At 69.0% G+C, this 18,042-nt stretch carries 19 protein-coding genes; 6 read left to right on the top strand and 13 right to left on the bottom strand.

Annotated elements, in window-relative coordinates; all coding sequences use genetic code 11:
- Positions 1-22: 22 nt before the first annotated feature.
- Genes ABTZ43_RS10385 through ABTZ43_RS10370 form a run of 4 tightly spaced genes read right to left on the bottom strand, consistent with a single transcriptional unit; the run spans position 23 to position 4,710 of the window.
- Positions 23-2,344 (bottom strand): FtsX-like permease family protein, encoded by a 2,322-nt coding sequence (locus ABTZ43_RS10385; RefSeq protein ID WP_350538727.1) that lies wholly within the window; start codon positions 2,342-2,344, stop codon positions 23-25.
- Positions 2,341-3,006: a TetR/AcrR family transcriptional regulator gene (locus tag ABTZ43_RS10380; protein ID WP_350538726.1), complete on the bottom strand. Its 666-nt coding sequence runs from the start codon at positions 3,004-3,006 to the stop codon at positions 2,341-2,343. The genes ABTZ43_RS10385 and ABTZ43_RS10380 overlap by 4 nt, the downstream gene beginning before the upstream one ends.
- Positions 3,006-3,773 carry an ABC transporter permease gene (locus ABTZ43_RS10375; RefSeq protein WP_350538725.1) on the bottom strand — a complete coding sequence of 256 codons (768 nt, stop codon included), beginning with the start codon at positions 3,771-3,773 and terminating at the stop codon, positions 3,006-3,008. The genes ABTZ43_RS10380 and ABTZ43_RS10375 overlap by 1 nt, the downstream gene beginning before the upstream one ends.
- Positions 3,760-4,710: an ABC transporter ATP-binding protein gene (locus ABTZ43_RS10370; RefSeq protein ID WP_350538724.1), complete on the bottom strand. Its 951-nt coding sequence runs from the start codon at positions 4,708-4,710 to the stop codon at positions 3,760-3,762. The genes ABTZ43_RS10375 and ABTZ43_RS10370 overlap by 14 nt, the downstream gene beginning before the upstream one ends.
- A 100-nt stretch (positions 4,711-4,810) precedes the next feature.
- On the opposite strand from ABTZ43_RS10370, the gene ABTZ43_RS10365 reads away from it, so the two are divergent.
- Positions 4,811-5,644, top strand: a complete 834-nt coding sequence (locus ABTZ43_RS10365; protein ID WP_350538723.1) for a class I SAM-dependent methyltransferase — start codon at positions 4,811-4,813, stop codon at positions 5,642-5,644.
- A gap of 222 nt (positions 5,645-5,866) precedes the next feature.
- On the top strand, positions 5,867-6,268 hold the full coding sequence (locus ABTZ43_RS10360) for a DUF3253 domain-containing protein (RefSeq protein WP_253385509.1): 402 nt from the start codon (positions 5,867-5,869) through the stop codon (positions 6,266-6,268).
- Positions 6,269-6,401: 133 nt separating this feature from the next.
- On the opposite strand, the gene ABTZ43_RS10355 is transcribed toward ABTZ43_RS10360, so the two are convergent.
- The gene (locus ABTZ43_RS10355; RefSeq protein ID WP_350538721.1) at positions 6,402-7,583 is read right to left on the bottom strand and encodes a sensor histidine kinase; all 1,182 of its coding nucleotides are present in this window, start codon (positions 7,581-7,583) and stop codon (positions 6,402-6,404) included.
- 182 nt (positions 7,584-7,765) lie between these two features.
- Here ABTZ43_RS10355 and ABTZ43_RS10350 point away from each other — a divergent pair, with 182 nt between their 5' ends.
- Entirely contained in the window at positions 7,766-8,440 is a 675-nt protein-coding gene (locus tag ABTZ43_RS10350; protein WP_235563994.1) for a response regulator, read from the top strand.
- A gap of 3 nt (positions 8,441-8,443) precedes the next feature.
- Here ABTZ43_RS10350 and ABTZ43_RS10345 read toward each other — a convergent pair whose 3' ends face one another.
- The 6 genes from ABTZ43_RS10345 to ABTZ43_RS10320 all read right to left on the bottom strand — a co-directional run bounded on the left by ABTZ43_RS10345 (position 8,444) and on the right by ABTZ43_RS10320 (position 12,776).
- Positions 8,444-9,241: a hypothetical protein gene (locus tag ABTZ43_RS10345; protein WP_350538720.1), complete on the bottom strand. Its 798-nt coding sequence runs from the start codon at positions 9,239-9,241 to the stop codon at positions 8,444-8,446.
- A 35-nt stretch (positions 9,242-9,276) separates the two neighbouring features.
- A complete protein-coding gene (locus ABTZ43_RS10340) occupies positions 9,277-10,731 on the bottom strand; it encodes a hypothetical protein (protein WP_350538719.1) in 1,455 nt (484 codons plus the stop codon).
- Positions 10,728-11,021 (bottom strand): hypothetical protein, encoded by a 294-nt coding sequence (locus ABTZ43_RS10335; RefSeq protein WP_056412637.1) that lies wholly within the window; start codon positions 11,019-11,021, stop codon positions 10,728-10,730. The genes ABTZ43_RS10340 and ABTZ43_RS10335 overlap by 4 nt, the downstream gene beginning before the upstream one ends.
- A gap of 20 nt (positions 11,022-11,041) precedes the next feature.
- On the bottom strand, positions 11,042-11,848 hold the full coding sequence (locus ABTZ43_RS10330; protein WP_314096855.1) for an ABC transporter ATP-binding protein: 807 nt from the start codon (positions 11,846-11,848) through the stop codon (positions 11,042-11,044).
- Between the two features lie 2 nt (positions 11,849-11,850).
- A complete protein-coding gene (locus ABTZ43_RS10325; protein WP_157550687.1) occupies positions 11,851-12,108 on the bottom strand; it encodes a hypothetical protein in 258 nt (85 codons plus the stop codon).
- A gap of 284 nt (positions 12,109-12,392) precedes the next feature.
- Positions 12,393-12,776 (bottom strand): hypothetical protein, encoded by a 384-nt coding sequence (locus tag ABTZ43_RS10320; RefSeq protein WP_056412631.1) that lies wholly within the window; start codon positions 12,774-12,776, stop codon positions 12,393-12,395.
- Positions 12,777-12,961: 185 nt separating this feature from the next.
- Between ABTZ43_RS10320 and ABTZ43_RS10315 the strand changes: the two genes are divergently transcribed.
- On the top strand, positions 12,962-14,572 hold the full coding sequence (locus ABTZ43_RS10315) for an Ig-like domain-containing protein (protein ID WP_350538718.1): 1,611 nt from the start codon (positions 12,962-12,964) through the stop codon (positions 14,570-14,572).
- Between the two features lie 98 nt (positions 14,573-14,670).
- Here ABTZ43_RS10315 and ABTZ43_RS10310 read toward each other — a convergent pair whose 3' ends face one another.
- Positions 14,671-15,225 (bottom strand): small multidrug efflux protein, encoded by a 555-nt coding sequence (locus tag ABTZ43_RS10310; protein WP_350538717.1) that lies wholly within the window; start codon positions 15,223-15,225, stop codon positions 14,671-14,673.
- Between the two features lie 154 nt (positions 15,226-15,379).
- Between ABTZ43_RS10310 and ABTZ43_RS10305 the strand changes: the two genes are divergently transcribed.
- Together ABTZ43_RS10305 and ABTZ43_RS10300 are read left to right on the top strand one after the other, a co-directional pair.
- On the top strand, positions 15,380-16,600 hold the full coding sequence (locus tag ABTZ43_RS10305) for a sensor histidine kinase (RefSeq protein ID WP_350538716.1): 1,221 nt from the start codon (positions 15,380-15,382) through the stop codon (positions 16,598-16,600).
- Positions 16,597-17,199: a response regulator transcription factor gene (locus ABTZ43_RS10300; protein ID WP_056412617.1), complete on the top strand. Its 603-nt coding sequence runs from the start codon at positions 16,597-16,599 to the stop codon at positions 17,197-17,199. Before ABTZ43_RS10305 ends, ABTZ43_RS10300 begins: the two co-directional genes overlap by 4 nt.
- Positions 17,200-17,205: 6 nt before the next feature.
- On the opposite strand, the gene ABTZ43_RS10295 is transcribed toward ABTZ43_RS10300, so the two are convergent.
- Complete coding sequence (locus tag ABTZ43_RS10295; RefSeq protein WP_350538715.1) at positions 17,206-17,901, bottom strand: cation efflux transmembrane domain-containing protein; 696 nt, start codon at positions 17,899-17,901, stop codon at positions 17,206-17,208.
- Between the last annotated feature and the right edge of the window lie 141 nt (positions 17,902-18,042).

Below are 18,042 nucleotides of genomic sequence, written 5' to 3'. Positions count from 1 at the left end.
GAGGACGATCGTTGCATGTCGGTCAGCTTTCGTTGAGAAGGGCAGGGCAGCGGACCGAGGCGAGAGCACCGCCGAGAACGGCGGACGCGGCCACCACCGGGCCGACGATCATGCTCGATCCGTTCGCGGCGGCGAGGTCGGTCGTGCCGCCGCCGAACGAGGTGAGCGTCGCGCCGAGCACCCCCGGCCCGAGCGACTCCACCGCGATCCACCCGAGCGCGAGGCCCGCACCGGCGACGCCGAGCGCACGGAGCAGGGCGATCGTGCGCAGCTCGCCGCGAGACGATCCGAGGAGTCGCAGCAGACGCAGATCGGACTCGTCGCGAGTGGCCTCGAGCCGCCCTCGGAGAGCGAACACCAGGAGCATGACCACTGCGGCGGCCACCCAGGCGATCATCGACGCCGTCCTGAGGCGGTCGACCGTGTCGCCCAGCGTGTAGTGGACGAAGCGGTCAAGTTCGGTGAAGGTCGCCGCCGGGTGGGCTCGCGTCAACGCTGCTGTCTTCTCACCCTGATCCGTACCGTCAGGGAGATCGATCATGAACGTCTGCCACAGTGGGACGCCGTGATCGCCGTGCAGTTCGAGGGCCTTGCCCGACCGTCCGCCGTTCGTGATGTCGTGGTACACACCGGTGACGCGATACCGCTGGGCCGTACCACCCGAGTCCACCTCGACGGACTGACCGATATCGACTCCGGCGTTCTGCGCGGCGAGCGTCGACAGCGCGAGGTCGCCGGGCAGCAGGGGTGCGTCGCCTCGGGCATAGGTGAGGGGGAAGGCCGACATGTCGCCGACTTCCAGGGCGATGTCGTCGGTGCGGGCGTCGGCGATGAGCGCGACCCGAAGGCTCACCGCTGTCGCGAAACGCTCGATGTCAGGGTCGTCGCGCAGAGTCCGTTCGAGCTGGGCACCCGCACCGGCGTCGCCACCCGCGCGGACGAAGGCGCGGAGGTCGCTCTGGCCGACGCCCATCGTGGTGACGAAGTCGGGCGCCGCGATGGTCTGTGTAAGCCGCTGAGGCAGGGCCGCCAGTGCGACGGCGCAGCCGACCATCACGATCAGCAGTACGGCGGTGGTGCTCCGGGCAGTGAGCCCGCGCACGGCGAGACGGACGGAGAGGGGGATCGGCAGGCCCCAGCGCAGCGGGCGCGGCCGACGACGGGGCCGCGCCGACACGGTCGGCCTCGTCAGCGCGAGGAGCGGACTGATGCGCCGCACTCGTCGCAGCAGGAGTGCCGCGAGGGTAAGGGGGATCACGGAAGCGACGAAGACAGCGAGCAGCATGCTGAGGGTCTCCGCGCGGCCTCGGTCTGCGGAGAGAGCGCTTTCACCGTGCAGAAGTGCGGACGCGGGGAAGACAAGGAGAAGGGCGACCAGTACCGCGACGCCCGAGTGCAGGGCGTAGCCGCCGAGCAGGGTCGAGGAGACCTCCCGGTGGGAGAAGCCGACCGCCCGCAGTACGCCGATCCGTCGGGCGTCCTGCTCGAGGGCCGTGAGGACCATGATCCGGAGGCAGAGCATCGTGATGGCGAGCAGGACGATGCTCACCAGGATGCTGAGGACGGCGACCAGCCCGTCTGTCAGCGCGGCGATCAATCGCAGCACGCCCCCGTCGACGGCCGCACCGTTGGCGGGGAGCCCGGCCAGGCGATACGCCTCCGTGAAGCGATCAGTCGCGCCCTCGACCAGCCGGAAGGTGATGATCTGCTCCGCGGGCAGCAGGTCGGTGAGTTCGTTCCAATCGCGCTCGGACAAGACGAACCTCTTCGAGTTGACCAGACTCGGTCCCATCTGTGCGTCTCGGACGATGTCGGAGACGGTGTAGGTGCGGGTGTCCCCGTGCGCGGCGATCTCGATGGCGTCGCCGGGAACGAGGTCGTACGCGTCGGCGTAGTAGCCCGGTATCGCGATCTCGCCCTCGCCGACGCTCGTCGGCGTGCCGTCCGAGCCGACCAGGAAGTCGAATCGGGTGTTCTGCGTGACCAGCAGCAGATCCATCACGCCGTCGCGCGCGGCATCCGATGTCCCCTTCATCCGGAGGTCCTGATTGTCGAGCTGGAGCCCGACCTGCACCTGGTGATCATCGACGATGTTCCGGTGCGCGGCGACGAAGTCATCGAGGCTTTGCGCGTCGAGCGATCCGGCGTGCATCTGCACCGCGTCGGGCGCGGCCGCCAGGGTGAAGAGTCGCTCCGTCGCTCCGACCGTCGAGACGAGCGTGGCCACACCGGCGCCCGCACTGGCGGAACTGATCGCCATCAGCAGCATCAGCGAGACACTGCTCACCGGATTCCGGCGGATGCGTGCCAGCGCCATCCGCCACGCGGTCGAGCGCGCGCTCACGATGTACGAGTGTGCGGGAACGGCCAACCGTGCAGGAGGGCGACGATTCCCGCCTCGAACTGCCTCTCGGCGGAGGGGGGCCAGCCTGCGGCGATGATCCGTCCCAGGTGAGGCAGCTGCGCGAGCATCGCTGCCTCGTTCTCCTGGCTTTCCGCCTCGGTCGCCTCTTCTGTGGCGGGATCAGACCCGGCCGGAACGCTGAACTCTCCCATCGCGGAGGCGACGGTGATCATCACGAGCACATTGACGAGGTCGCCGAGAGTCGGATCGACGGGAGCCCCGAGGTCGAGCAGGACGCCTATCGCCTCATCGGCGACCGCGAGCGCCGCCGGCGAGGTGATGGGATGCGTCGCGACGATCGGGATGAGACCGGCATGTGCGGCGAGCTCGGCGCGGATCGTCTTCATCAGCTCGTGCGCATAGGCGTGCCAGTCCGAGATCCCGGAGGTGCCGGGGAGTGAGAGACCGGTCCAGAACTCGTCGGCGAGCGCCGCCGCGAGGTCGGCCTTGCTGTCGAAGTGTCGGTAGGCGGTCATCGGGTCGGCTCCCAGAGCCGTACCGAGGCGTCGCATCGTGAGCTGATCGATTCCGTTCGCGTCGACCAGCGCGAGCGCCGCCGACAGAACGTCCCCGCGGGTGAACCGTTCGGGTCGAGGTGTCATCAGGAGGTTCCTTTCCGCCCGCGCAGCGTGAGCAGGGTGAACGCGACCAGGCCGAAGCCTGCGGCGAAGGCGAAGAGGGCGGCCGCGGGGCCGAGTGCGTCGCCCACTCCGGCCTCGTCCAGGGTGAGAGAGCGCATCGCCTGCAGCGCCCAGTATGCGGGGGAAGCGGGAGCGATCGCCTGCATCCAGCTCGGCAGCGCCTCGACGGGGCCGAATGCGCCGCCCACACCGGCCATGAGCATGGCGAGCACGTTGCCGATGACGAGTGCGAGCTCGAGGGATCGGGTCGCCGACACCAGCAGCAGCCCGAAGCCGATCATCGCGGACGAGAACGCCACGAGCACCAGGGCGATCCCGAGCAACGAACCGGTGGGGCGATAGCCGAAGAGGAGCGTCCCGCCGGCGAGCACGGCGACGAACTGCAGTACCTGTGCCAGGAACGCCGTCAGCGATTTGCCGACGAGCAGGTCGGCGCTGCGCGCCGGCGATGTCCGCAGACGATCCCAGGTGCCCCACTGGTGATCTCGGAAGAAGGCGGTGACGACCTGCTGCACGCACAGGAGGGCGAACAGTACGGCGAGGCCGGGAACGGCGTACTCGACGCCGGTGGCCGAGGAGTAGCCGGCGGCCGCGAGTTGCGCCTGACTTCCGGGGACGAAGAAGGGGACGAACACGAGCGGAATCACCGTCATGACCACGACCGGCGACGGGTCGCGCCACAGGATCCGTGCGTCGATCGCTGCGACCGCGAGACTATGCCGCAACACCCGGCACCTCCTCGCGGTCGATCGCACGCGCCGTTCCGTTGCGGAGCAGCCGAACGTACGCGCTCTCCAGGGTCGGGCGAGGGAACTGCACGTCGCCGATCGCGTTCGCGCCCTCCCCGAGGTCGGCGATGAGTTCGGCCAGCAGCTCGCCCGCACTCCTGCCCGCCGATTCCCGCACGAACCAGTCGGCCTCCCGTGCCCACCCGGCCGGCGTCGCAACGTCTGCCTGCAGTCGCACCCGCACGCCGTCGCCGCCCTGTGACGTCACCACGTCGCTCACCTCTCCGAGATCGCGGAGTGCTCCGTGATGCAGCAGCGCGAGTCGGGAGGGAAGCTGCTCGAGCTCGGCGAGGTAGTGCGTGGTGTAGAGCACGGACGCGCCATCATCGGCGATCCGTCGCACCAGGTCGAGGATCTGCTGGCGTGACTCCACGTCGGCGCCGACCGTCGGCTCGTCGAGGAACATCAAGCGAGGGGAGTGGGTGAGCGCCATCGCGAGGTGCAGCCGGCGCTGCTGTCCGCCGCTGAGCTGCTCGGCGCGAACGCCCGCGCTCCGGGTGAGCCCCAGCCCTTCGATCACCTGTGCGCATCGCGCTCGACGTGTGCGCCCTCGCACGCCGTGGAGCCGGGCGAACACCTCCACGTTCTCTCGAAGAGTCAGCGAGGGGTAGATGCCCAGGCGTTGCGGCGCGCTGCCGATCAGGGCAGCAGCGCTCTCCCGATCGGAGGCGAGGTCGACGCCGTCGACGTAGACCGATCCGGAATCGGGCATCAGGGAACCGTTGGCGATGGAGATCAGCGTGGACTTGCCGGCGCCGTTGGGGCCGAGGAGACCGAGGATCCGCCCTGGCGGCAGGGCGAGGTCGACCCCGGACAGCACGGTGCGCTCCCCGAAGGACTTGCGCACACCCCGCAATTGCAATCGCGCTTCGTTCATCATTCCCCTCCGTAGATCTACATCGTAGACTAACTGACGGAGTCACAGTACTCGCTGGCAGCGATCCATCGAGACCGAGTCGATATGCCAGACTCGCAGCGTGACGGCGGACGAGCAGACCGAGGCCCCAATGCCCCGCAGCGATCTCGGCGGCGACCTCGAGGGGATCGACGTGGATCTTCTCGCGCGACTCGAAGCGGCACATGCCGACGCGCAGATGGTCGGATGGGACTTCTCGCGGCTGGATGGTGCGCTGACCTCCGACAGCCCCTGGTGGGACTTCGAGGCCGACTGTCTGCACGCGCTGCGCGACTCCCGCGTCGGAGCCGTGGATCTGGGAACCGGAGGCGGCGAGCGGCTGTCCGCGCTGCTGGACTCACTGGCAGATGGGCCTTCTCGCCCGCCTCAGGTCATAGCGACCGAGGGGTGGCCGCCCAACGTTCCCGAAGCGCGAGCACGCCTCACGCCCCATCGCGTGAGAGTACTGCAGTACGACTCGGAGGCCGGAGATCCCCTCGACCTTCCCGACCGGAGTCAGGACGTGGTGATGTCCCGTCACGAGTCCTACGACCCGGCCGAGGTCGCACGGGTGCTGGTCTCGGGCGGCAGGTTCCTGACGCAGCAGGTCGACGGCTTCGACGCCCCTGAGATCCATGAGTGGTTCGGGGGTGAATACCTCCACTCCGACGTCACGGCGGACGCGCAGGCAGAGGCCCTTCGGGACGCAGGGATGCGGATCGACCAGGTCGACCACTGGGAGGGGACGATGCGGTTCAGGGATGCTGTCGCCCTCGTCACCTACATCGGCCTCGTGCCGTGGGACGCGCCCGGATTCGCCGTGCGATCGCATGCTCGGCGTCTCTCCGACCTGCAGGCTGCAGCTCCGATCACCGTCACTCAGCGCAGGTTCCGCATCTACGCGACCACGCTGTAGCGTCGCCTGAGCCCTTCCCGAATCCCGCGTTCTCCCGGCAACTTCGTGGCAGAGGCCGACCAATGGCGAACTCGCCCCGGGCAACCTCAACTCGGTGAGCGCGGCCCGGAGCTCAGTCGTGATTGCCGCACGTCTGGCCTCGATCGAATGGGCTGGGTTCAAAGCCGCGCGGCGCCGGTTTACGCTGAGTATCGTGCGCACACAGTCACCGGGTCTCGCGCTGTGAGCAGGCAGCGTGACCCGCGTCCGCAGGTCGAGACGAAGGTCTGTGCGTCGTGTGGTCGCGAGATGCAGTGGCGGGCATCGTGGTCCGCCGTCTGGGAAGAGGTGAAGTACTGCTCGGCCGCGTGCCGCTCGCGCAAGGTCACGCCGACGGATCGCGAGCTCGAGGCGACGATCCTCGCTCTTCTCGCGCAACGCCCCGCGAAGGAGACGATCAGTACGTCCGACGCGGCACGTGCCGTCGGCGGCGATGGCTGGCGCGCCCTGGAGGAGCCCGCCCGCCGTGCCGCTCGCCGATTGGTGGCCGCGCGGGCTGTCGACATCGTTCACGACGGGCGGGTCGTTGACCCGTCGTGGGCGAAGGGCGCGATGCGGATTCGGCGGCGGACGGCGGGATCCTGAGGGGCGCTGGCCACGTGCGTGGTTCGAGGTCGGCGATCATGCCGTGAACGACCGGGTTCCCGACTTCGTGTGGGCGGTCGGGGCGGCGAACGCCGCGCGGCCTCCGTCCTGATGTAGACGGCTCACGACCACCTCAGAGCGGGAGTCGTGCGCTCGTCGTCCACACGTCGTGATCACACGATGTCTCGACGTCGCCGCCGAGCATCTGCGCGTGCTCTCGCATGCGTGTGATCCCGTGCCCTCCGAGCGCGAAGGGGACGTCCGTGCCCTCGGGGTGAATCGGGTTGCGCAGCTCGAGGCGCACCTCGCCGTCGCGGGACTGCACCTCCAGCGTCGTCTCGCCGGGTGCTCCATGCTTCGAGGCGTTCAGCGCGGCCTCGCGGAGGATCCGACCGAGGGCCCCGTCGATGTGCTTGGGAAGTTCCGGGATCGCACCTCCGACTCGGAGCGTGCGTCCCGGGGCATCGAGGAGATGGTGCGCCTGGGCGATCTCCTCGGCCAGCGCCGGTGCCTCCACTCCGGATGTCAGCGGAACGGGGTCGACCGCCGCGACGATCACTCGGATGTCGGACAGCGCGCTCTTGGCCGCGCTCAGTATCTCGGCCTGGGCCTGCGTCAGTGCGGGCCGGTCGAGCTGATCGAGGGCCCTGGCGTGCATGACGATCACGACCAGATCGCGCGCGATCACATCGTGCAGGTCAGCGGCGATCCGCGCGCGCTCGTCCCTGACGATGTCTGTGGATCTCCGCTCCTCGGCGATGAGCTGAACCGCCAGGCGCTGCTCGCGCGTGGCTCCCGCACGCATCAGGAGACCGAGGGACCCCGCGATCACCGCGAAGACCACGTACAGCAGCACGCTCATCGCCGGGATCGAGCTGCCGTCCATCCAGACGATCCCTGCGATGGCGACGACGACGAAACCCCCGTAAGCGAGGAGAAGCGTGCGCGATCCGATTCGGGAGACGAATCCGACGGCGACGATCACCGCCAGCAGCATCGGCCTCTCGATGTCGAGGGGGAAGGAGAGGCACATGGCTGCAGCGATCGCCGCGGCAGCAGCGATCGGGTTGACAGCGAACAGGGCGAAGGCCGCCGTGACCCCGAACTGCAGCGCTGCCGTCGGCGGGAACCCTGAACTCGCGGCGGAGACAAGAGTGGCGATGCACCCGACGACTGCTGCGACGAGGAGCACGACCCTCGCCGCTGGTACGAGAGGTATGAAATCCGCGAACCCGGTGTCGCCGGTCGCTGGAACCCGCTCCGACGCATCACCGCGCAGGAGTCCGAGCAGGCGACGGCGCGCCGGATCGCTCACTCGCTCAGCTGCAGAACTGCAGGATGCGGCAGATGTCCTCCCACACGCCATCTGCGTATGCGGCGGGGATGAGGATGCGGAACATGGTGATCTCCTTTTTTCGGACCTTCTGACATCTTGGTCGAAAGTGGAGGATCACGATCTGCACTTCTGGCCAGAAGATGGAAGAGCCTCTTGTTCGAATGAGTAAGTTTGTCAGCATGGAGCCGATCCGGGTCATGGTCGTCGATGACGACGCTCTCGTTCGCCGTGCTCTGAGTCTCTTCTTCGCCACCGTGGCCGACGTCGTGGTCGTCGCCACGGCGAAGGACGGGGTGGAAGCCGTCGACCTGGCGATGATGCACCGTCCGGACGTCATCATCATGGACGTTCACATGCCGAACATGGACGGGGTGATCGCGACCGAGCGGATCCTCGCCGAGCACCCGCAGGTGCGCATCCTCGCGGTCACCGCACTCGGCTCCTACGACGCCGTTCTGCCGATGCTTCGTGCCGGAGCGTCGGGGTACCTGCTGAAGGATTCCGAGCCGGAGGACGTCATCGCGGGGGTCAGACAGGTACACGCGGGCATGACGATCGTGTCGCCCGCCGTGACGAAGCGTCTGATCGGCGCGGTGCTCTCCAACGCGTCCGAGCCCATCGCCCGGTTCTCCCCGGGGATGGAGCTCACCGGACGCGAACTGGCGATCGTGAAAGAGCTGGCGCATGGCCGATCGAACCCTGAGATCGGTGCCAGGCTGAACGTCTCGGAGGGCACCGTCAAGGCGTGCCTCAGCACCGTCATGCGCAAGTGGAACGCACGCGACCGGCTGCAGGTTCTGATCTTCGCGGTGCGGGCCGGTCTCATCGACGTCTGACGATCACGTCCGGATGCCGAGCAGAGCGCGTCCGTCTTTCGAGAGCGGCGTCAACCCCAGCAGCTGACTGACGCCCAACAGGACGCCGACGGCGATCCCGAACGGATCTCCGATGAACGCCCAGATACCCGTCCAGATCGCGCACACCGCGATGCCCGCGCACGGCCCCGCAGCCGCCACTCTGCGCATCGTGCTCGTGTCCAGGTCCGGCGTCAGCACCGCGATCTGCCGGCCGCGGACCAGCAGCGCGCCGGATGCCCGCGCGGAGGTCAGCCTCAGCATCGTCATCCAGTGCGCGGCCTCATGCGTTCCGATCACGACGGGGATCAGCAGAGGGAGCACCAGGATCATGGGGATCTGGCGAGCCGGGAGGTCGAGAGCGATCGCCATCGCGCCGAGCAGAAGCGAGGTCACGACCAGAACAACGGTCAACTGGCGCACCACCGCACCGATGACGAAGCCGCAGACCGAGAAGGCGTCGAAGCGACGCGGGCGCATGCGTCGAGACCGAGCGAGCGACCGGAGCAGAGCCCGCTCCGGTGAGGACAGGGAGGCATCCCCTCTAAGGCTCTCGATGAATCGACGATCACCGCTCGCGGCGCCGTGCAGAAGCACATCGATCGCGACCGGCCATCCCAGCTCTCGACGTTCCCCGTCTGAGCCGTCGACGCAGACGGTGTCGAGGCTTTCGGCATCCGCGGTCGTGAGCGGGACGCCGCGCAGCGCTCGGGCGTCGTCGGAGAGCAGCCAAGCACCGTCGACGCCACGATCGAGTCGGACTCCGGGGTGGAGCCGCAACACGCGAACGCCTCCTGCCGTCGTGGTGTCCGACGGCGTCATGCGGCCAGAGCCGCGTGGGCGAGCGGTTCGCGACGCCGCACCACAGTGAATGCGAGCGCGAGCGCGCCGACCCCCACGACGACCATCGACAGAGCGCGCCCCCAATCAGAGGCGATCTGCTGAAGAGCGACGCCCGCACCCACGGTCAGGAGCAGCGCCAGCAGCAGGGTGAACAGACTCGACATGTTCTGCCGCGGACTCACCGGAAAGAGCACTCCCGCTGCGAAGGCCGCGCAGAAGCTCAGGACCATCGCCGGGAGGGCCGCGATGACGTCGGACACGCTCAGCATGCCGGTTGCGACGAGCAGAACCATCACGCAGAGCGTGATCACCGATGCGACGACGACCGCCGCGGCGAGCGAGACGCGCGTCGCCGACGCCTGACCTCTCCGCCCCGCGACCGCCGCCCTGATCCATCGGTAGGGGGCGGTGACACCGAATCCGAACATCGCGCTTCCGCCGGCGGCTGCGACGAGCAGAGCGAAGCCGACCGACGCGGGCAGCAGCACTCCCAGACCGATCATGAGGGCGATGGCCACGGCGACCAGCACCGTGAGGGTCTCGGCGGCGACGACCAGCGAGGAGCGCATCCATTGGGTGAGTTCGATGCGCACGATCGTGCGCTCCCGCCCGGGCACGGAGACGCGGCGCCCCAGCCTGGCGGCGATCGGGATGATCGCGCCGTCGCCCGCCTCGCGAACGTCGGAGGGGATTCCCGTTCCCAGGAGCAGAAACACCACGCAGACTGCCGCAGCGCCCAGAGCCACGGTCGAGCCCACGAGGACCGAATCGGCCCAAGGGAGGCGAACGCGCAGAGCCAGGATCGCGATGACACCGGCGATCAGTGCGAACGAGGCGAGAGAGCGGCCGAACGCCGACGGCACTCGCAAGACCGTCCGAGACAGCCAGGTCGCACCGCGGAAGAGCGCCCAGCCTGCGGCGATGCTTGCGCAGCAGACGAGCATCCAGGCGAGCACGAGGAGCACGCGCATCCTCTCGCTGATCAGCGGCACGGCCGGCACGATGAACGGCAGCGTGAACAGGAGCGCGGCGGCGCACGCCGACCCCAGGAGGACTCCGTGCGACCCGAACCGCAGGGCTGCGGCGCGCACGGGATACGGCGCGAGCAGATCGTCCACAGCCGTCCGCGAGGGAGACACGACCAGGACGATGGTCAGCAGGCAGAGACTCATCGCCGCGGCCATCGTCAGCTGCTCCGACACCATCTGCACCTGAAGAGCAGCGGGGACGACCGCGGTCTGCCCCATCAGGAGGGGGACGACGCCCAGCAGCTGCCATCCGGCGAGCAGCGCGACGAGAACCCCGATCATGGCCCGTGAGGTCGCTCGACTGCCGCCGAACTGACGGGTGAACTCGTTCGACCACACCCTGAGCGTCAAGGACGCGATCGTGCGGGACTGGCCGAGGAATCCCGCCGGCCGGGCGATCATGCGAGAGCGGGTTCGCTCGCCCGGGAGCTGCGTCGCACGATGAGCAATCCGACGAGGTAGATGACGACGGCGGTCGCGATGAGCCAGATCAGAGAACCCGGGAACACGAACTGCGCGCTGGCGAGCTCGGCGCCCACGCCGCTGCCGTTCTCGGTCATACCCGGCACCGAGACCGCGGTGCCCGTGGCGACGGTGAGCGCGATGCTGCCGAGGAAGAGGAGGAAGCAGACGATCGGCGCGAGGAGGAGCGCCGAGAGGATGAGGGCGAGCTGGCGGAGCGCGGAGGACATGAGAGAAGCCTTTCGTTGGATCAGAGTCGGACGTGTACGGGGAATCGGGCAGCGATACCGGACTCCACCGTGAGCACCTGAGAGGCGAGCCCCGACACGTGCAGGAACACCTCTTCGAGTGACGCGGCGCCGCTTTCCTCGCGCAAGGCGGCAGGGTGCCCGGAGGCCGCGACTCTCTGATCCGCGAGGATCACGACGCTGGTGCAGAACTGCTCGGCGAAGAGGAGATCGTGTGTGGCGACCAGCACCCCGCCGCCACGCGCCCTGTGTGCGTCGATGAGCGCACGGATGCAGATGGCGGCCTCGGGGTCGAGACCGCGGAACGGCTCGTCCAAGACCAGGAGCCGCGGAGTATGGGCGAGGGCGGCGACGAACTGGATCTTCTTCTTCATACCGTGTGAGTAGTCGCCGATGAACCGCGCCAGGTGGTCGGTGAGGCCGAGTATCTCGCAGAGATAGTCTTTCCACTCGGAATCGAATCCCGGCTGCAGGCGGGCGAGGTAGTCGATGAACTCGTTTCCGCTCAGACTCGACGGAAGCGGCAGCTCGTCCGGCACGAAGCCGAGCTTGCTCTTGGCGTCGAGATCCGCGGCGGGAGACCGATCGATCAGCACTTCACCGGCGTCGGGCTCGAGCAGTCCGACGATGCTGTGCACGAGAGTCGTCTTGCCGGAGCCGTTCGGGCCGATCACCCCTACGAGGGCGGAGGGCGCGACCTCGATACTCGCGTCGGTGATTCCCTGTCCGCCCCGGTAACGCTTCGTCAGAGCGCTCACGGAGAGCACGGGCGCGACACTCGCGCCCGCACCCTCGGTGGCATGCGTCATCTCTAGATGCATTTGAACGTGACGTTCGCGGAGAACGGGTTGGTCCAGGTGATGTCGACCACCGCGCCGAACCCGCTGTAGCCGCGGCTGATGCACATGGCCGTCAGGAAGGCGATGAAGCCGACTCCCAGCACGATCGCCGCCGCGACAGCCACGACGATCACGGGGTTGTCGCTCGTCTCGTATTTCTGCTGGAGCGCCTCGAGGGCCCTCGCGGGCGCCTGTGGGAGTGAGTAAAGGTGCGTCATTGCATTCGACATCTTTGTCTTCCTTCGTGATGGTATCCGATGATCATCGGCTCACCGCGAAGGTATGTGAGAGCGCCTCTCGGTCTCGACCAACGATGAGTCAGTGTTTCTGACTTTCGGCCAGAGGCGGGCTGCATCCGTACGTCGAGGGGGTGATCCCCTCGACGTTCCGCTGGTGGTCCTGACGATGCTGATCAGTGCCTTCGAGGGTGCACCTGCTCGTCCCCGGAGAGATCGACGACCACGAGCCCTCAGCGCGGTCGAACCCGGCCCGCGACCGCGGCTGCGGTCGCGCGTCAGAGGAACAGCGGCACCAGCGACACGATCAGGCCGAGCGCGCCGACTCCGGTGAACACGATCCCGAGCGTCCGCACGACGCGGCGGAAGTGCGGAGGCTCGCCGATCCGCGCCCTCGCCGGGTCGTTCGCGCTGACGACGCCGGTGGTCCAGCCGACCGTCGACGGCTCGCTGCGTCGCAGCCTCCGTTCTCGGAAGTCGTCGCCGGCGAACCAGCGGGCGAGCAGCTCGCCGTCGCGGTCGATGACGGCGATCTCGATCGGCATCCACGGGCCTTCGGTGACTCTGATGAGCGCAGCCACGATCAGCAGCGGCAGGCCCAGCCCCAGCCCGATCCACGACAGCACCTCGGCGACGAGAGCGAGGGTGTCGATGGGGTGCATGCCTTCATCGTAGAGACGTCCTGAGGCATCGGCGGCACAGCGGCTCGATACGCGCTGTGCCGGAATACCGCAGGTGTATTCCGAGATGCGCGTAATGGGAGGCCCCTTTCCTGATCTCTTAGGAGGACCACGACTGGGAGTGGTCCGAGTAGATGCCGAAGATGATGACTGGGGAGTGTGATGTCGTGCGTGCACGCAGAACGATGAGCGGCGACGAGACGTCGGAGAGACGGATCGAGAACGGAACGGGGGCCGTATCGCCGCGGCGAGGCGTCGTCGCGATCGTGGTGGCGATGCTCATGGGCATCGCGGGTCTGCTCGGGGGCGCGCTGCCGGCGGCCGCCGCGCCGACGGTGACCTACCCCGGTGCGATCTCGAACGTGGTGCTCGAGGGGCATAACGGGGGCGGTCCGCTCGAGCAGTGGCAGACGGTGCGAATCTCCGGTGACTGGAGCGTGCCGGAGGGGGCGCACGCCGGGGAGACCTTCGGCATGACCCTGCCTGCCGAGTTCAGCCGTCAGGCCGCGGGCACGTTCGACATCCTCGACCCGGAGACGAACGAGGTCATGGCGACATGCCTCGTCGCCGCGGGGCAGGGGCCCGACATGGTGTGCACGCTCACCGACGCCGTCGAGGGTAAGGAAGACGTGGGCGGCACCTTCTGGATGCAGGCCAGGGCATCGCAGTCCACGACCGACGAGACGGTCGAGTTCGACCTGGGAGACACGATCGAGATCGTCGACCTCCCCGGAGACGGCGGCATCGTGCCCACAAACCCCACGGAGCAGGCGAAGCCCTACAAGTTCGGTGGTCAGACCACGACCGACGGCCGGCTGAAGTGGGTCGTCGGAGTCCCGAGCGGATACGTCACCGACGGATCCTTCACGATCGCCGACACCCTCGACGGCACCCACAGCGCACACCACTACACGGGCGAGGTGCTGCTGCGGCAGCAGGCGGTGGAGAACGGACAGCTCGTGGGCGGCTGGACCGTCCTCGGTCCCGAGAGCTACCAGACGGTGTTCGCCGACGACGGCGGCTCCTTCCGATTCACGGCATCCGGGCTCCCGGACAGCGGCTTCGCCTACGAGCTGATCTATTACACGCAGGCCGACGGCCCGGTGGCGCCGGGCGACGTCTTCGGCAACAAGGCGGTCGTGAACACCTTCGAGACGTCGGCCACGCACACCGTCACCGAGTCGGGGGGAGGAGGCGGCACCGGTGTCGAATTCACCCGGTTCTCGATCATGAAGCAGCTCACCGGCCCGCTGGCAGAGGCCGCGCGCTCGGCGACGTACACCGTGCGGTACTCCGTGAAGGGATCCGATGCCCCCGCCACGGCCATGACGGTGCCGGTCGGCGAGTCCGTCGACAGCACGCGGGCGCCCCTCGGGTCGACCTTCGTGATCGAGGAGGTCGACCTGCCGAGCATCGAGGGCATCGCGTGGGGCCCCTGGACGATCACCGGTGAGGGCGTCGTCGACGTCGGCAACGGAACCTTCGAGGTCACGCCGTCGTCGAAAGCGGGGGTGGCGCTGACACTCACCAACACCGCGAATCCGGTGAAGCCGCCGCCGTCCGTTCCGCCGACGACGCCCCCGCCGTCTGTGCCGCCGACTGTGCCCCCGACCCCGACGCCGCCTCCGGGCGTGCGGACTCCGCCTCCCGGCGGGCTGGCGCTGACCGGAGGCGAGATCGGGTACGGGTTCCTGGCGCTCGCCGTCGCGCTGATCGCGGGTGGCGGCATCGCCACCGGCGTCGCGGCCCGGCGCCGTGCGAGCGCCGAACAGCTCTGAGCGGACGGGACACAGACGACACGAGGCGGTCACCGAAGGGTGACCGCCTCGTGTCGTGTGCCGTGCGCAGTCCCACCCGGAGGCGGGCAGCCGACGGATCAGCGGATCGCGGAGACCGCGCCGCCGACGATGACGGCGACGATCGTCGTCCAGCCGATGATCGCCACGGCCTGCCAGATGAGGATGCGTGCCTTGCCGATGCCGGAGGCGGCGAGCATCGTCGCGGTGAAGTGCGTCGGCAGCAGCAGCGGACCGAGCAGGCTGACGCCCGGCACGCCGTAGCGCTCGAACGCACGCTGGAACTTCTCGCGGCGGGCGCTGCCACGGTCGGTGGCGCCGGCGGCGGCGGTCTCCGAGACACCGCCTCCGACGCTGCCCGCGCCGCCTGCGGCGACCGTCTCCCGGCTCCGCGTGCGCTTCACGATCGCCGAGCGGGCACCGGAGCCGGCGATGACGAGGACCGCGACGCAGAGGAAGTTGCCCACGATCGCGGCGATCGCGGCGATCACCGGATGGATGCCGCCGATGATGCCGATCGACACCGCCCCCTCGCCCTCGATGAACGGGATCGCGCCGGCGAGCGCGATGATGAGCGGCTGGATGAGCTCGGGCACCTGGGCGACGAAGCCCTGGAACGTCTCGATGAGGTTCATGGATCTCTCCCGTTGGTCTGTGCGCCGGTCTCTCCGCCGCGATGAGTACAGTCCATCGCGCATCGTGCGTCGACGGCAGTGTCGAGCCGTCACCGCTTTCCGGGTGGTTCGCCTGCGGCATCCATGACATCTGTCACGCCCGTATCGTGGGGGCATGAGCCCCTCCTCCCGCCCGGTCGATCCGCTCGTCGATCCCCCTCCCGGTCAGCGGCAGCTCGCCCGCGGCATCACCGCGACCTGGTGGTACACGTTCTCGGCCGTGGTCTTCCTCGAGCTGTTCCTCGTGCTGGTGTGGGCACTCCAGGCACTCGCGGTGCCGGGTCCGGGTGCCGGGTGGATCGTCGTGGGCGTCGGCGGACTCGTCTGGTGGCTGTCGACGATCGTGCTGCTGTGGGCCTACCGGCATCGGGTCGACGCCGAGCCCGGCATCGCGTGGACGCGCATCGCCCCGCCGCTGCTGATCGCGGTCGTCTACGGGGTGGTCGCCGGGGTGGTGGTCGACAGCTGGTTGCTCGCGCTGATGCCGGTCGCGCAATCGGTGGTGCTGCTCAACTGGCCCAAGGGCATCCGGCTCCGGGTCGTGGCGCTGATGACCGCCCTGCTCGTGGGCGCCGCGTTCGTCGACGGAGCGAGGGGAGCGGTCCAGCCGGGAGGGCCGGGGTGGATCGCCGCGTTCTACGCGATCCTCATCCCGGCGATGTCGGTGAGCTCGCTCTGGTGGTGGGACGTTCTCGTCACCCTCGATCGCGCGCGGGCCTCGGAGGCGCGTCTCGCCGCGACCCAGGAGCGCCTGCGCGTCGCCACCGACGTGCACGACCTGCAGGGTCACCACCTGCAGGTGATCGCCCTGCAGCTCGAGCTCGCAGAGCGTCTGCTGCCCCTCGACCCTGATGCCGCCCTCGAGCAGTTGCGGGCCGCGCGGGTGAGCGTCGACGAGGCACGCCAGGGCACGCGCGACCTCGCGACCCGGTTCCGTTCGGTGCCCCTCGGCGACGAGGTGGCGAATGCCCGCGATCTGCTCGCGGCCGCCGGTCTCCAGGTGCAGGCGGAGATCGCCCCGGATGCCGATGACGCGCCGTCCTCGGCTCTGGGGCCCGTCATCCGGGAGACCACGACGAATGTGCTGCGCCATGGAGCGGGCGGGCACGCGCGTCTCACCCTGGGGCGCGCGCCCGACGGCTGGCGATACGAGGTGGCGAACGACGTCGGCGCGGATGCCGTGGTGCAGCCGATCGGCTCCGGGCTGGACGGCGTCAGGCGGCGCATCGCGGAGGCCGGTGGCACACTGGAGATCCGCGACGATGAGGGGGAGTTCGTCGTGGTCGTGACGGTGCCCGCAGCGAGGGCGACATCCGACGAGAGGGCGATGCGATGATCCGGGTGCTGCTCGCCGACGACGAGGGGATGATCCGCTCCGCGCTCGCCGCGCTGCTGCGACTCGAGGGGGACATCGAGGTCGTCGCCGAGTGCGTCGACGGCGAGGAGGCCCTCGCCCGGGCGCTGGAGCTGAAGCCCGACGTGTGCCTGCTCGACCTCGAGATGCCCGGACTCGACGGAGTCGAGGTCGCCGAGAAGCTCGGCAGGGCGATCGCCACGCGGTGCGTGGTCGTCACCCGCCACGCGCGCCCCGGAGTGCTGCGGCGCGCCCTCGCCTCGGGCGTCTCGGGGTTCCTGCCGAAGTCGCGGGGCGCCGACCAGGTCGCCGACGTGATCCGCCGCGTCGCCGCGGGCGCGCGGTACGTCGATCCCGAGATCGCCGCCGACGCGCTCAGCGACGAGCGCTCGCCGCTGACCGATCGTGAGCTCGATGTGCTGCGCGCGGGGCGCCGCGGCGAGACCACGGGGCAGATCGCCCGGAGCCTCTCGCTCGCCCCCGGCACAGTGCGCAACCACATCTCCGCGGTGCTGGCGAAGCTCGGGGTCGGCACGCGGCAGCAGGCGGTGCTGATGGCCGAGGCGCGCGGCTGGATCTGAGTCGCGTCAGCGGTGCGCGCGGCCGTCGTGGTCGTGGTCGTGGTCGTGATCGCCGTCGTGGTCGTCGTCGAGGATCATGCCGACCGAGGTGGCGCACGCGTCCCCGCGCCAGGCCTCCAGGCCCTCCCGCACGGCGAAGACCGCGATCACGAGTCCTGCGACCGCATCCGCCCACCACCATCCGAACAGGCTGTTGAGGGCCAGCCCCACCAGGACCGCGGCCGAGAGGTAGGTGCAGATCAGTGTCTGCATCGAGTCGGCGACGGCGGTGCCCGAGCCGATCTCGCGGCCCGCACGCCTCTCGGCGAGCGACACGATCGGCATGATCGCCACGCTCAGAGCGGTGAGCACGAGACCGACCGTGCTGTGCTCCGGTCGTTCCCCGCCGATCAGCGCCCACAGCGAGGTCACCGTGACGTAGACCGCCAGCGCGAAGAACGCGACCGCGATCACCCGCAGCGTGGGCTTCTCCCACCGCTCGGGGTCGCGGCGGGTGAACTGCCACGCGACGGCGGCGGCCGAGAGCACCTCGATGCTCGAGTCCAACCCGAAGCCGATCAGGGCGGCGGAGGAGGCGACGGAGCCTGCGGCGATCGCCACGACGGCCTCGACGAGGTTGTAGACGATGGTGAACGCGACGATGAGACGGATGCGGCGCTGCAGCCGTGCTCGTCGGTCGGGGGTGATCGTGAGGGTCGACATCAGCAGGTGCATCCGTCGGAGTCGCAGCAGTCGGGCTCGACGATCAGCATCACGCGCATCAGCTCGTCCAGTGCCGGGGCGAGGTGCCGGTCGGCGAGCTGATAGCGGCTGCGGCGTCCGTCGGGGATCCCCTCCACGAGA

The organism is Microbacterium sp. NPDC097977 (genome assembly GCF_040302605.1).
Lineage (GTDB): Bacteria > Actinomycetota > Actinomycetes > Actinomycetales > Microbacteriaceae > Microbacterium.
Note: the sequence above shows the minus strand (reverse complement) of the source record. Positions and strands in the feature narration are given on the sequence as shown.